Source organism: Serratia nevei (assembly GCF_024160145.1).
GTDB lineage: Bacteria > Pseudomonadota > Gammaproteobacteria > Enterobacterales > Enterobacteriaceae > Serratia > Serratia nevei_A.
This window is the reverse complement of record NZ_JAMYWQ010000007.1, coordinates 58,790-72,533: the sequence shown is the minus strand read 5'-3', so window position 1 is coordinate 72,533 and position 13,744 is coordinate 58,790. Positions and strand designations below refer to the sequence as shown.

Below are 13,744 nucleotides of genomic sequence, written 5' to 3'. Positions count from 1 at the left end.
GCGGGCGTTTTTTCGTCATCTTGCCGCTTAGGGTAACTCAGGCGGGTCGTCGGCCAACTGATCGAAATCAACCATCCTCTGCCCGTCAAACACCCAGCGTTTGTCTGCATTCGCCATGCGCGTCGTGGGCATTACCTCCGGATGGGCAACCCGTATCCCCGTTGCTTGAGCAAATAGCCCGATAAAATCAAAAGCGCTCAAGGGGGCATCAATGACCTGATGCTGTTGGTCGCGATCGCTCAGCACCAGCAGCGGCACCTGATAATTCTGCCGGGTATCACTGCCGTGGCGCAGAGAACGCGTGCCGCCGATATCCTTATGGGAAAGTCCGTGATCGGAGAAATAGAACAGTTTAAACGGCGCGCCGGTCTGTTTCAGACTGTGATAAACCTGCTCGATAAAATGGTCGGTTTTGCGATAGGTGGAGAGATAGCAGGCCAGCTCCTTATTCGACGACTCGACGCTTGGTGGCTCGTCGCCGAGCCGCTCACAAAAGTCGGCGTGCGAGCCCATCAGATGCAGCACATACAGGTTGCCTTGCTTCTGGTGGCTTAATAATTGGTGAAATATCGGCAGCAGCGCATCATCATTGGTGCTGCGTGATTGGAAGTCGCCTTTTTTCAGGAAGTAATGGCTATCGCTGAACATCGCGATTTTTGATACCGGCGTATCGAATTGCCCGAGCATCCCTTGGTTGGACAACCAGTGAGTTTTGAGGCCGGCGGCTTTTGCCAGGGTGATGATATTATCTCCGAGGGCAATGTTGCGGCCGTTGCTTAACGCCAGCGTGCGGGGGAGCGATTCGAAGGTATTCGGCGCGGTGGAAATATAATTGCTGTAAAACCGTCCTTTAGCGCGATCAAGAAAAGGCGTAGTGGGTATCGGATAACCAAACAGGGACATGTGATCCCTGCGCATACTTTCGCCGACGATAATGACATAGTATTCATTCTTCGGTGCGCCGGCGGTGACTGACCAAGCGCCCGGTGCTGAAACGCCGGTGTTTAATTCATCAATCTGCCGATGGTATTGGTGGTAAGCGGAATAAGTGGATAAAAAGAAGTCAGGTAACTTAAGCTTGACCAAGCTGCCGCTGAAGATTCTGGTGATGACGATAACCGCAAATAGCGCCAGCAAAGATAATATGGCTTTTTGGGGTAGGGCTTTTTGCCAAATAAACCTTTTCAAAATAATAAGCATGATAAATATCACGGTGGGCAGCAGATAACAGCTGGCCGGAAGGGCATGCAAAAACTCGCTCGCTTCAGCGCGGTTGGTTTGCAGCAGGGCGGACACTACTGCCACTGACGGGGAACCGTAAATGGCCCCAACCGGTGCATACAGCGCGCACAGCAGAATAAAAGGAATGATCAGGCCGTAACGGGTAAGCGAATGGGCAGATAATAATAGCAAGGTAAGCGCAATAAAAAGAATATCAATGCCTTTTCCACCGCCGTATCCCATCGCTTTGATTAATATCAGAGCGGTGATGAAATAAAATAAAAAGGTGCGCAGAAGCGGATGAGTCACGGAGTGCCGTAACTTATCTAAAATAACTGTGTGTGTATTCATTATGGTATCGTCAAATAATGCTGTTCTTGCCCACTCATTTATTGATTGATAAATGAGCAATTACCGCCCGCACATTATTTTTCGAATGCAGAAAAGGGAAATAATTGAACCGGCGGCGTTTTATCGGCCGCCATTATACGCCTCAAACCAGCTTTTTCATTAACTGTTCGCTGTGTTTGATGCGATCGCGGGCATGATCGAGATCGTGCTGGATCAGCGCCATAAACAGCAGGTCGGTAAGGGCGTACTGGGCCGTGCTGGAGGAGATGGCCGCGCTGCGGGTGCGGGGCTCTTCGGCGATGGTATAGAGGCAGTGGTCCGCGCGCTGCTGCAGGCCGTTGGGAGAGAAGCTGGTTAGCGCCAGCACCCTGGCGCCGGCCTGGCGCGCCTCTTCCGCCGCCAGATTGATTTCACGCCGTTCGCCGCTGAAGGAGATAGCCAGCAGCAGATCGCGTTTGTCCAGCGCCTGCACCGCCGCCAGCTGAACGTGCATGTCCGCTTCGGCCACCGCCATCACGCCGATTTTCAGCAGCTTGAAGGAAAAATCCTTGGCCACCAGTCCCGAAGCGCCGATGCCGATCAGCATGACCCGGCGCGCCTGGCGCAGCATGTCCAGCGCCTGATGCAGCCGCTCTTCGCTGTTGATGTCCAGCGTCGCGCGCAGCGCCGCCTGCTTTTCCGCCAGCAGTTTTTCACCGACGATTTTCAGCGTGTCGCTGCTGAGGATGTGGTTGTGAACGGTCACTACCGGTTCGGCCTGCGGCTGGGCCAGCGTCTCGCTCAACGCCAGCTTCAGCGCCGGAAAGCCTTTATAACCCAGCTTTTGGGCGAACTTGACCACGCTCGACTGGCTGATGCCGGCCAGCTGGGCCAGCTTTTGCGAGCTGAGATGGCGCGCCTGCTCGGCGTTGTTCAGCAAAAAATCCGCCAGCTTGCGGTCGTTTTGCGCCAGTGTCGGATACATCTGGCGAATGCGCAGAAGGGTACTCATTGATCTTTCCCTGGAAACCAGCGGCCATTTTGCCACGCAGGCGGCGAAAACGCGCGGTGAAAATTTTTGTGAGCTCGTCGTTAAAATAGCAAATAGCGCTCGCTTTGTTGAATAAAATATTCAAATATTAATTTAATTTTGTGAATTAAAAATTCAAAGGTGAACTGATGAACTTAGGCGCACTGGTATCGGAAACCCGCAACCCGGCCACCATGGGGCTGGATGAGATGTCGACGCTGGAGATGGTCCGCTGCTTTAACCAGGAAGACCGCAAGGTGCCGGAGGCGATCGAAAAGGTGTTGCCGGCGATCGCGCAGGCGGTCGACTTGGCGGCGGCGGCGTTAAAGGCCGGTGGGCGGCTGATTTATTTGGGCGCCGGCACCAGCGGCCGCCTGGGCGTGCTGGATGCCTCCGAGTGCCCGCCCACCTTCGGCGTGCCGCACGGCGTGGTGGTGGGGCTGATCGCCGGCGGGCCGGGTGCGCTGCTCAAGGCGGTAGAAGGGGCGGAAGACGATGAGGCCCTGGGCGAAGCCGATCTCCGGGCGCTGAACCTCACCGCCGTCGATATGGTGGTGGGGCTGGCGGCCTCCGGGCGCACGCCTTATGTGATCGGTGCGCTGCGCTATGCGCGCGGGCTGGGCTGCCCGACGGCGGCTATCTCCTGCAACCCGGACTCGCCGATCGCGCATGAAGCGCAGGTGGCGATCTCGCCGGTGGTGGGGCCGGAGGCGCTGACCGGCTCGACGCGCCTGAAATCCGGCACTGCGCAGAAGCTGGTGCTCAACATGCTGTCGACCGGCGCAATGGTCAAGCTGGGCAAGGTCTACCAGAACCTGATGGTGGACGTGAAGGCCACCAACGTCAAACTGGTGGATCGCGCCTGCCGCATTGTGATGGAGGCCACCGGCGCTGAACGCGCTCAGGCGGAAGCGGCGCTGGCGCAGACCGGCTTCGAAGTCAAACCGGCGATCCTGATGATTTTAGCCGGTGTCAGCGCCGAAGAGGCGCAGCAGCGGTTGCAGCGGCACGACGGCTACCTGCGCGCGGCGCTGGCGCGTTAATCCACACTGGGGGCGGCGATGGACAAGACAACGGCATTGGCGACACAGATCCTGGCGGGCGTGGGGGGCGAGGGCAATATCCTCAAGCTGGAGAACTGCATGACGCGAGTGCGCGTCGAGGTCAGCGACGAGCAGCGTCTGGATCTGGCCGCCCTTAGGCAGCTGCCCGGCGTGAAGGGCTATATCAAACAGGGGGAGCAGCATCAGTTTATCGTCGGCCCGGGCGCCGCCGCCAAGGTGGTGGACGCCATGCGCCGGTTGCTGAGCGGTAACGCGCAGCCCATTGCCGTCGTCGGCGACACCGCCCGCACCAAGGCGCAGGCCAAGCAAAAATACGCTGCGCCGATGAGTGGCGCGCTGAAAAAGCTGGCCGATGTCTTTATTCCGCTGATCCCGGCGTTTATTGCCTCGGGCCTGATCACCGGCATCATCAACCTGCTGAAGCGGCCCGACATCGCCGGCCAGCTGGCGGTGGACTACCCGAACGTGCTGGGGCTGCTGGCGATCTTCGGCAGCGCGGTGTTCGCCATCATGAACATTTTGGTCGGGGTCAACGCCGCGCGGGTATTCGGCGGCTCACAGGCGATGGGCGGCGTCATGGCCGGCATTCTCTCCAGCCCGGCGCTGGCGCAGATCACCTTGTTCGGCGAGGCGCTGCAGCCGGGGCGCGGCGGGGTGATCGCCGTGCTGCTGGTGGTGGCGTTGATGTGCTGGATAGAGAAACGTCTGCGCACGCTGCTGCCGGAGTCGGTCGAGCTGATCCTTAACCCGCTGCTGACCACGCTGGTTACCGCCTCGTTAGCGATCCTGATTCTGCAGCCGATCGGCGGTATTATCTCCGACGCCATCGCCCACGGTGCCAATCTGGCGATCGACAAGGGCGGATTGCTGGTGGGAGCACTGCTCTCGGGGCTGTTTCTGCCGCTGGTGCTTTCCGGCCTGCACCAGGGGCTGGTGCCGATCCACGTCGAGCTGGTGCAGGCGCACGGTTCCAACCCGCTGCTGCCGATCCTGGCGATGGCCGGCGTCGGCCAGGTAGGGGCGGCGCTGGCTGTGCTGTTGAAAACCCGCAACGCGCGCCTGAAGAAGGTGATTAAAGGGGCGCTGCCGGTCGGTATTCTCGGCATCGGCGAGCCGCTGATCTTCGGGGTGACGTTGCCGCTGGGCCGGCCGTTTATCGGCGCCTGCCTCGGCGGTGCGGTCGGCGGTGCGCTGATCAGTTACTGGAAGGTGGCGACGGTGATCACCTTCGGCATTTCGGGGCTGCCTTTGGCGTTGACCATCGTCTCAGGTAAGGTGATGTTGTATCTGGCGGGGATGCTGATTACGATTATCGCCGGTTTTCTCTTCACCTGGATGATGGGGTTCAACGATCCCGAGGAGTAGCGTTTGAGCGACAAGCAGCAACAACCGGCCGCAGAGGGGCGCCGCGTGGTCTTTTTCGATCTGGACGGCACCCTGCATCAGGAGGATATGTTCGGCAGTTTTTTGCGTTTTCTGCTGCGCCGCTTACCGCTGAACCTGTTGCTGGTGATACCGCTACTGCTGCCGATCGGTCTGGCGCTGCTGCTGCTGGGGCGAGCCGCGCGTTGGCCGATGAGCCTGCTGCTGTGGGCGATCACTTTCGGGCGTTCCGAAACGACGCTAAAGGCGCTGGAGCGGCAGTTTATCGAGGCCTTTCGCCAGAAGGTGACCGCGTTTCCGGTGGTGCAAATGCGGCTGCGGCAGTACCTGGAGGAGCACGATGCCGAGGTGTGGCTGATTACCGGCTCGCCGGAACGGCTGGTGGAGCAGGTGTATCGCGATTCGGCTTTTCTGCCGCAGGTGCGGTTGATCGGCAGCCGCATCACGCGCCGCTGCGGCGGCTGGGTCTTGACCCTGCGCTGCCTGGGGGCGCAGAAAGTGGTGCAGCTGGAGCAGCGGCTCGGTGCGCCGCTGAAGCTGTACAGCGGTTACAGCGACAGCAAGCAGGATAATCCGCTGCTGTTCTTTTGCGAGCACCGCTGGCGGGTAAGCAAGCAGGGCGAGCTGCAGCAGCTGGAATAAACCAAGGGCGGAGGATCCCGCCCTTTCTGCTTTTATCTATCGGCAGCGCGATCAGTCGTCGGTCACGTCGTGCGGCTTGCGCCCCAGCTGCCAAATCTTCTCCGCATAATGCCCCAGCGCCCACAGGCTCAGGCCGAGCAGCACGAAGAAAACCGCCTTCGGCATGCTGTCCCAGAAAAACTCGAACAGACGGGTGTAAAGGTTAATGCCGAGGAAGGTCAGCCCGAAGCCGCGCAGCATGGCGTCGTCATGCTTCAACCCCAGCCAGATGGCGGCGAGGGCGGCCAGCCCGAACAGCAGGCTCCAGTGGAACAGCTCTATCTGGCGCGCGTTGTACCAGCTGTCGAGATCGCCGTAGTTGCCGAAGATAGACAGCAGCCACAGGGCGATAAACAGGTACAGCAGGCCCATCGCCAGCGACACCCGCTGCAGGCCGCGCTGCGCCAACAGCGGCCGCAGCAGCAGTGCGGCGGCGATCAGCACCGCACCAAAGGCGATAAAGCGAATCGGGTAGCTCATGCCGAGCCAGTAGGCGCCCCAGCCGGACAGGTAGCCGGTCTCGGCGCCGAAGGCGTTGCCGAGCGACAGCAGGGCGAACCACCACACCAGCCCGGAGCGGCTGAACCAGCCGATCGCGCCGTACAGCAGCGCGGCGAACAGCAGCAGTACGGAAACCCGGCCGCTGCCGTTATCCAGCCAGACCCCCAGCTGCCATAAGGCGCAGGCGGTAAGCAACACGGCGACAAACAGCGCCGCCTCGTTGCCGTAGCGTTTTTCCGGGTGGCGCTGGCGGCGGCGCAGCGCCCAGACGTAGGCCAGCGCCGCCAGTACGCCGGCGATCGCCATACGTACCGGCGCGTCGAAGCGGAACAGCGTGCTGAGCCACGCAAGCAGTGCGCTGTCGGCGAACAGGCTGGTGACGGCGATCAGCAGCGAGGCCAGCGCGGCGAGAAACGCATAGCGCGCCAGCCGCCGCCAGTCGAAAGGCTGCACGGCCACATGCTGCAGCAGTTGCTGCCGTTGTTCGGGCGTCAAGGCGCCTTCTCCCACCCAGCCGTCCAGCGCCTTGCGCACCACGGTGGCGTTCTTTTTACTGAGTTTCATGCTTCTTGTCCCTGAATTACACGCTGATTCGGCCAGTATAGCCATTGGCGGGCGGCTACGACAAAGGGAGGCTAGTGTGTATAATGCCCGCCGCAAAAGCGCACGAGGAATTATGCGATGACTGAATATAACGATGAGTACTGGATGCGTCAGGCATTGCAGCTGGCCCTGCGCGCGCAGGAAGAGGGCGAGGTGCCGGTGGGTGCGCTGCTGGTGCTGGACAATCAGGTCATCGGTGAGGGCTGGAACCGCCCGATCGGCCGACACGATCCTACCGCACACGCCGAGATCATGGCGCTGCGCCAGGGCGGCGCGGTGCTGCAAAATTACCGCCTGCTGAACGCTACGCTGTACGTCACGCTGGAGCCGTGCGTGATGTGCGCCGGTGCGATGGTGCACAGCCGTATCCGCCGGTTGGTGTATGGCGCCGCCGACGAGAAAACCGGCGCGGCCGGTTCGCTGGTGGACATTCTGCGCCATCCGGGCATGAACCATCAGGTGGAGATCGTCTCGGGCGTGCTGGCGGACGAATGCGCCGCCACCCTGAGCAATTTCTTCCGCCTGCGCCGCGAACAGAAAAAAGCGCTCAGACTGGCGCAGCGGGCGGCGGATAAGCCGCAGTAATCAGTAGTTGAGCGCCAGTTCCGGCATCACCGTCGGGTAGCCTTTCCCCAACGCTTCCTGCTCGGCGGCCGCTTGCGCCGCCTTTCTCTCTTTTTCCTGCAGATAGCCTACCAGGCTGACCTGGTAGCGGCGGATGTTTTCTACATAGTTGTAGGCTTCACGCCCGCGCGCATAGCCGTAGGTCAGCTGCGGGTAGTAGCGCTTCTGGCTGAGCATCGGCAGGCGCTGTTTGACGTCGACCCAGCTGTCCGGGTTGCCTTTTTGCGTCTTGGTCAGCTTGCGCGCGTCCAGCATGTGGCCCCAGCCCATATTGTAGGCCGCCAGCGAGAACCAGATACGCTCGTCTTCCGGCACGCTGTCCGGCACCTTGGCCATCAGCCGCTGCAGGTAGAGTGCGCCGCCCTGAATGCTCTCTTCCGGATCGAGGCGATCGTTGACGCCCAGACCGTCGGCGGTGGCGCGGGTCAGCATCATCAGGCCGCGCACGCCGGTGGGCGAGGTAGCCTGCGGATTCCAGTGCGATTCCTGATAGGCGATGGCCGCCAGCAGCTTCCAGTCGATCTCGTTGGCGTGCTTCTCGAACAGCGGGCGGAAGTTGGGCAGCACCGAATCGATGGCTGACAGGAAGGTTTTGGTGTCCACATAGTCGAAGCTGCCGACGTGGCCGAGGTATTTCTCTTCGAGCCGCGCCAGGGTGCCGTCGTCCACCATCTGGCTGTAGAAGTCCAGCATCGCCGCGTACAGGCTGTCGTCGCCGTCGCGTTTGAGGTACCAGGTGACCGGTTCCTCGTCGGTGACGTCGAACGCCACCGCCAGCTGCGGATGGATGCGCTGCAGCAGCGCGATGGTCACCGAATCGCCGAGGGTGTAGTCCAGCTTGCCGTCGGCTACCCGCTCCAGCAGCTCTTTGGAGGTGAGATCGCTGGAGGACTCCCAGGCGAGATCCGGGTATTTGTCCTGCTTGAGCTGTTTTAGCGTGCTGACGTGCGCGGAACCGGAGGCGACCGCCAGCTTGCCTTTAATGTCGGCGAAGTTTTTCGGCCGCGGGGTGCCCAGCCGGTACACCAGCTGTTGGGAAACGGAGTAGTAGGCCGGGCCGGTACGCGCGCGGCTGAGGCGTTCCTGGTTGTAGATAAGGCCCGCCGCCAGCAGGTCGGCGTCGTCATCGTCCAGATCGTCGAACAGGTCATTGATGTTCTGATGGGGGATCACCACCAGCTTCACCCCGAGGTAGTTGGCGAAGCGCTTCGCCAGTTCGTAGTCGAGCCCACCCGGCCCTTGCTTGGTGTTGAAATAGGTCAGCGGTGAATTCAGCGTGCTGATACGCAACTCGCCGCGGGAAATGATCTCCTGGAGTTGCCCGCCCTGGCCGCTGCGCCAGGTGATATTGGGCCACAGCGCGAGAGCCAGAAGCAGGGTGACAACGCCGATGAGGATGTAGTTTATTTTAAGACGTTTCAAATAGTTATCCAGTGGTGGCACAGGTACACCGGTGACGACAACCGCGACTTTTCTCATGGTTAAATCACCAGTGCGGGGGGCATTTTGCGCAACAAAACGCCAGTGTGCAACTTTATTGACACGTTATGACAATTCGACGGTGCGGCACGCTTTTATCAATAATCCCTACGCAAACGGTTTCGTCGGCGGCGAGGATTCTCTATAATGGCGCGCGTTTTCCCCTGTTGCGCCCAATGAAGCGTCTTATCCGTCGCTTCGAAGACGAGAGAACTTTGATTATGGAAATTCTGCGTGGTTCGCCCGCTTTGTCGGCTTTTCGCATTACCAAACTGCTGTCCCGCTGCCAGGACGCCCACCTGCCCGTCAGTGATATCTACGCCGAGTACGTCCACTTTGCCGATGTTAGCGCACCGCTCAGTGCCGAAGAACACGCCAAACTTCAGCGGCTGCTCAAGTACGGCCCTTCTCTCGCCGAACATGCCCCTGAAGGCCGGTTGCTGCTGGTCACGCCGCGCCCGGGCACCATTTCTCCCTGGTCTTCCAAAGCCACCGACATCGCCCACAACTGCGGTCTGCAGCAGGTGGTGCGCCTGGAGCGCGGCCTGGCGTTCTACGTCAAGGCGCCCGAGCTGACGGAGACCCAGTGGCGCCAGCTCGCCGCGCTGCTGCACGATCGCATGATGGAAACCGTCTTCAGCGAGCTGCAACAGGCCGAACAGCTGTTCGCGCACCATCAGCCGGCGCCGTATCAGTCGGTCGACGTGCTGGGCGCAGGGCGCACCGCGCTGGAGCAGGCCAACGTCCGGCTCGGCCTGGCGCTGGCGCAGGACGAGATCGACTACCTGCTGAATGCCTTTACCGGTTTGGGGCGCAACCCGACGGATATCGAACTTTATATGTTCGCGCAGGCCAACTCCGAGCACTGTCGCCACAAGATTTTCAACGCCGATTGGATCATCGACGGCGAACAGCAGCCTAAATCGCTGTTCAAGATGATCAAGAACACCTATGAGCAGACGCCGGACTACGTGCTGTCGGCGTATAAAGATAACGCCGCGGTGATGGAAGGTTCGCAGGTCGGCCGCTTCTTCGCTGCGCCGGACAACGGCACCTACGACTACCATCAGGAAGACGCGCACATCCTGATGAAGGTAGAAACCCACAACCACCCGACGGCGATCTCGCCGTGGCCGGGCGCCGCGACCGGCTCCGGCGGCGAGATCCGCGACGAGGGGGCTACCGGCCGCGGCGCCAAGCCGAAAGCCGGCCTGGTGGGCTTCTCGGTGTCCAACCTGCGTATTCCCGGCTTTGAACAGCCGTGGGAGCAGGATTTCGGCAAGCCGGAACGCATCGTCACCGCGCTGGATATCATGACCGAAGGCCCGCTGGGCGGCGCGGCGTTCAACAACGAATTCGGTCGTCCGGCGCTGCTGGGCTACTTCCGTACCTATGAAGAGCGCGTCAACAGCCACAACGGCGTTGAGCTGCGCGGCTACCACAAACCGATCATGCTGGCGGGCGGTATCGGCAACATCCGCGCCGATCACGTGCAGAAAGGGGAAATCACCGTCGGCGCCAAGCTGGTGGTGCTGGGCGGCCCGGCGATGAATATCGGCCTGGGCGGCGGCGCGGCCTCGTCGATGGCTTCCGGCCAGTCCGATGCCGATCTGGACTTCGCTTCGGTGCAGCGCGACAACCCGGAAATGGAGCGCCGCTGTCAGGAAGTGATCGACCGCTGCTGGCAGCTGGGCGACCACAACCCGATCCTGTTTATTCATGACGTCGGCGCCGGCGGCCTGTCCAACGCCATGCCGGAGCTGGTGAGCGACGGCGGCCGCGGCGGCCGCTTCGAGCTGCGCGACATCCTCAACGACGAGCCGGGCATGAGCCCGCTGGAAGTGTGGTGCAACGAATCGCAGGAACGTTATGTGATGGCGATCGCCCCGGCGCAGATGGCGCAGTTCGACGAGATCTGCCGCCGCGAGCGTGCACCTTACGCGGTGATCGGTGAAGCGACCGAAGAACAGCACCTGACGTTGAACGACCGCCACTTCGACAACCAGCCGATCGACATGCCGCTGGACGTGCTGCTCGGCAAGACGCCGAAGATGACCCGCGACGTGACCCGTCTGCAGGCGCGTGGCCAGGCGGTGCAGCGTGAAAACATCACGTTGGCCGACGCGGTGAAACGCGTGCTGCATCTGCCGGCCGTGGCGGAGAAAACCTTCCTGATCACCATCGGCGATCGCACCGTTACCGGCATGGTAGCGCGCGATCAGATGGTCGGCCCGTGGCAGATCCCGGTAGCCGACTGCGCGGTGACCACCGCCAGCCTGGACAGCTATTACGGCGAAGCGATGTCGCTCGGCGAACGTGCGCCGGTGGCGCTGCTGGACTTCGCCGCCTCCGGCCGCCTGGCGGTCGGGGAAGCGCTGACCAACCTGGCGGCCACCGAGATCGGCAGCCTGAAGCGCGTGAAGCTGTCCGCCAACTGGATGGCCGCCGCCGGCCACCCGGGCGAAGACGCCGGCCTGTACGAAGCGGTGAAAGCGGTGGGTGAAGAACTGTGCCCGGCGCTGGGCATCACCATCCCGGTGGGCAAAGACTCCATGTCGATGAAGACCCGCTGGCAGGAAGGCAACGAACAGCGCGAAATGACCTCGCCGCTGTCGCTGGTCATCACCGCCTTCGCCCGCGTGGAGGACGTGCGCCACACCGTGACGCCGCAGCTGCGCACCGATAAGGGCGACAGCGCGCTGCTGTTGATCGACCTGGGCAACGGCCATAACGCGCTGGGTGCTACCGCGCTGGCGCAGGTTTACCGCCAACTGGGCGACAAACCGGCCGACGTGCGCAACGTTGCGCAGCTGGCGGGCTTCTTCAACGCCATGCAGCAGCTGGTGGCCGATCAGGCGCTGCTGGCTTACCACGACCGCGCCGACGGCGGCCTGCTGGTGACGCTGGCGGAGATGGCCTTCGCCGGTCACTGCGGCGTGGACGTCAATCTCGACGGCCTCGGCGACGATGCGCTGGCGGTGCTGTTCAACGAAGAGCTGGGCGCGGTGATCCAGGTGAGCGCCGAACGTCTCGACGACGTGAAGCAGGCGTTCGCGCAGCACGGCCTGACCGACAATGTGCATCACATCGGCAGCGTGCAGGCCGGCGATCGTTTCGTCATCACCCAACACGGCAAGGCGCTGTACAGCGAAAGCCGCAATACGCTGCGCACCTGGTGGGCGGAAACTACCTGGCAGATGCAGCGCCTGCGCGATAACCCGGCGTGCGCCGATCAGGAACATCAGGCCAAGCAGGATGAACAAGATCCCGGCCTGAACGTGAAACTGACCTTCGCACCGGAGGAAGACATCGCCGCGCCGTACATCGCCAAGGGCGCTCGCCCGAAAGTGGCGGTGCTGCGCGAGCAGGGGGTGAACTCCCACGTTGAAATGGCGGCGGCGTTCCACCGCGCCGGCTTTGACGCGGTGGACGTGCACATGAGCGATCTGCTGGCAGGGCGCCGCGATCTGCAGGACTTCCACACGCTGGTGGCCTGCGGCGGCTTCTCTTACGGCGACGTGCTGGGCGCCGGCGAAGGCTGGGCGAAGTCTATCCTGTTCAACGAGCGGGTACGCGACGAGTTCGAAGCGTTCTTCCACCGTCCGCAGACGCTGGCGCTGGGCGTGTGCAACGGTTGCCAGATGATGTCCAACCTGCGCGAGCTGATCCCGGGGGCAGAACACTGGCCGCGCTTCGTGCGCAACCTGTCGGATCGCTTCGAGGCGCGCTTCAGCCTGGTGGAAGTGGCGGCCAGCCCGTCGCTGTTCCTGCAGGGCATGACCGGTTCGCGCATGCCAATCGCCGTTTCCCACGGTGAAGGGCATGTCGAAGTGCGCGATGCGGCGCATCTGGCGGCGCTGGAAAGCCACGGCCTGGTGGCGCTGCGCTTCGTCAACAACGCCGGTCAGGTGACGGAAGCCTACCCGGCCAACCCGAACGGATCGCCGAACGGCATTACCGCCGTGACCAGCGCCAGCGGGCGTGCCACGGTGATGATGCCGCACCCGGAACGCGTGTTCCGCACCGTCAGCAACTCCTGGCACCCGGAAGAGTGGGGCGAGGACAGCCCGTGGATGCGCATGTTCCGCAACGCCCGTAAGCAGCTGGGCTAAAACGGCTGCTACGGGACAGAGGGCGCAAGCAATTGCGCCCTTTTTTATGGCCGGCGTTCGCCGCCCGGCGGCAGTGTCTGCATTTTGCGACAACCGCCATTTTCTCTGTCTCCAAATGGAGACATTTAACTGTTTGATTTTATTGATAGTAAGCGGGTTTGGCTTTAGTTGTCTGCATTTGGCGACAATGCGGCGTTTTTTTCATTGCTCATCGCTGCGTAATGGGTAAGGGAAATTGTTGTTTTTTGTTTATTTTTAAATAAAATCAATTGATTATGATTTTTATTGCAAAGTTGGCACGCAACGTGCATTATTCTCGGCGGCTGCTCATTCACCTTTTTATGACGGCGCCGCAATTAGCGGCAAATCGCCTCATAAGCCTCCGAATGATGCCAAAGAAATGGTGCCTATCGTCCAACCAAACCGATAACAGACCGTGCAAACGGCTTTATCAAGCATCGGGCGACACGTGGAGTGAGGCACCGCCTGTATCCAACTGTGATGAAGGGTTCATCAATCCTGGATACTTACGGATGCTATTCGTCCTGTTCGATGCCAGCCGCTGCGCTACATCACCCTGGGGACGAGATTCAAGGGCATCCACACTTTCCTTGCGGCGGGGCAAACTGCTTGCCCCGGCGTCAATTCTCAATGCTGCGCTTATCCCCCATTTCGTTGCTTATGCCCGCGAACGCAGACGCTATTCCCACATTCTC

Annotated in this window: 9 protein-coding genes; 5 read left to right on the top strand and 4 right to left on the bottom strand. The window is 61.3% G+C overall.

Annotated elements, in window-relative coordinates:
* Positions 1–27: 27 nt before the first annotated feature.
* Both M6G53_RS07415 and M6G53_RS07410 read right to left on the bottom strand, forming a co-directional pair.
* Complete coding sequence (locus M6G53_RS07415; protein WP_253330182.1) at positions 28–1,572, bottom strand: phosphoethanolamine transferase family protein; 1,545 nt, start codon at positions 1,570–1,572, stop codon at positions 28–30.
* A 142-nt stretch (positions 1,573–1,714) separates the two neighbouring features.
* Positions 1,715–2,563 carry a MurR/RpiR family transcriptional regulator gene (locus tag M6G53_RS07410; RefSeq protein ID WP_253330180.1) on the bottom strand — a complete coding sequence of 283 codons (849 nt, stop codon included), beginning with the start codon at positions 2,561–2,563 and terminating at the stop codon, positions 1,715–1,717.
* Between the two features lie 167 nt (positions 2,564–2,730).
* Here M6G53_RS07410 and murQ point away from each other — a divergent pair, with 167 nt between their 5' ends.
* The 3 genes from murQ to yfhb are packed head-to-tail and all read left to right on the top strand — an operon-like array spanning position 2,731 to position 5,670.
* Positions 2,731–3,624 carry an N-acetylmuramic acid 6-phosphate etherase gene (gene murQ, locus M6G53_RS07405; protein WP_253330178.1) on the top strand — a complete coding sequence of 298 codons (894 nt, stop codon included), beginning with the start codon at positions 2,731–2,733 and terminating at the stop codon, positions 3,622–3,624.
* Between the two features lie 18 nt (positions 3,625–3,642).
* The gene (locus tag M6G53_RS07400) at positions 3,643–5,010 is read left to right on the top strand and encodes a PTS transporter subunit EIIC (protein WP_253330176.1); all 1,368 of its coding nucleotides are present in this window, start codon (positions 3,643–3,645) and stop codon (positions 5,008–5,010) included.
* Between the two features lie 3 nt (positions 5,011–5,013).
* Positions 5,014–5,670, top strand: coding sequence for a phosphatidylglycerophosphatase C (gene yfhb, locus M6G53_RS07395; RefSeq protein ID WP_253330173.1), 657 nt, complete (start codon positions 5,014–5,016; stop codon positions 5,668–5,670).
* A 51-nt stretch (positions 5,671–5,721) separates the two neighbouring features.
* Here the strand turns inward: yfhb and M6G53_RS07390 are convergent, their stop codons facing one another.
* Complete coding sequence (locus M6G53_RS07390) at positions 5,722–6,774, bottom strand: DUF2157 domain-containing protein (RefSeq protein WP_253330171.1); 1,053 nt, start codon at positions 6,772–6,774, stop codon at positions 5,722–5,724.
* 117 nt (positions 6,775–6,891) lie between these two features.
* Between M6G53_RS07390 and tadA the strand changes: the two genes are divergently transcribed.
* Positions 6,892–7,398: a tRNA adenosine(34) deaminase TadA gene (gene tadA / locus M6G53_RS07385; protein WP_142110398.1), complete on the top strand. Its 507-nt coding sequence runs from the start codon at positions 6,892–6,894 to the stop codon at positions 7,396–7,398.
* Here the strand turns inward: tadA and mltF are convergent, their stop codons facing one another.
* A complete protein-coding gene (mltF, locus tag M6G53_RS07380; RefSeq protein ID WP_084827256.1) occupies positions 7,399–8,859 on the bottom strand; it encodes a membrane-bound lytic murein transglycosylase MltF in 1,461 nt (486 codons plus the stop codon).
* 275 nt (positions 8,860–9,134) lie between these two features.
* Here mltF and purL point away from each other — a divergent pair, with 275 nt between their 5' ends.
* Positions 9,135–13,028: a phosphoribosylformylglycinamidine synthase gene (purL, locus tag M6G53_RS07375; RefSeq protein WP_253330320.1), complete on the top strand. Its 3,894-nt coding sequence runs from the start codon at positions 9,135–9,137 to the stop codon at positions 13,026–13,028.
* The last annotated feature ends 716 nt before the right edge of the window (positions 13,029–13,744 follow it).

Excerpts from the sequence above, each read along its gene's own strand:
- M6G53_RS07415 (WP_253330182.1), bottom strand. The coding sequence starts at position 1,572 with ATGAATACACACACAGTTATTTTAGATAAGTTACGGCACTCCGTGACT.
- M6G53_RS07410 (WP_253330180.1), bottom strand. The coding sequence starts at position 2,563 with ATGAGTACCCTTCTGCGCATTCGCCAGATGTATCCGACACTGGCGCAA.
- murQ (WP_253330178.1), top strand. The coding sequence starts at position 2,731 with ATGAACTTAGGCGCACTGGTATCGGAAACCCGCAACCCGGCCACCATG.
- M6G53_RS07400 (WP_253330176.1), top strand. The coding sequence starts at position 3,643 with ATGGACAAGACAACGGCATTGGCGACACAGATCCTGGCGGGCGTGGGG.
- M6G53_RS07390 (WP_253330171.1), bottom strand. The coding sequence starts at position 6,774 with ATGAAACTCAGTAAAAAGAACGCCACCGTGGTGCGCAAGGCGCTGGAC.
- tadA (WP_142110398.1), top strand. The coding sequence starts at position 6,892 with ATGACTGAATATAACGATGAGTACTGGATGCGTCAGGCATTGCAGCTG.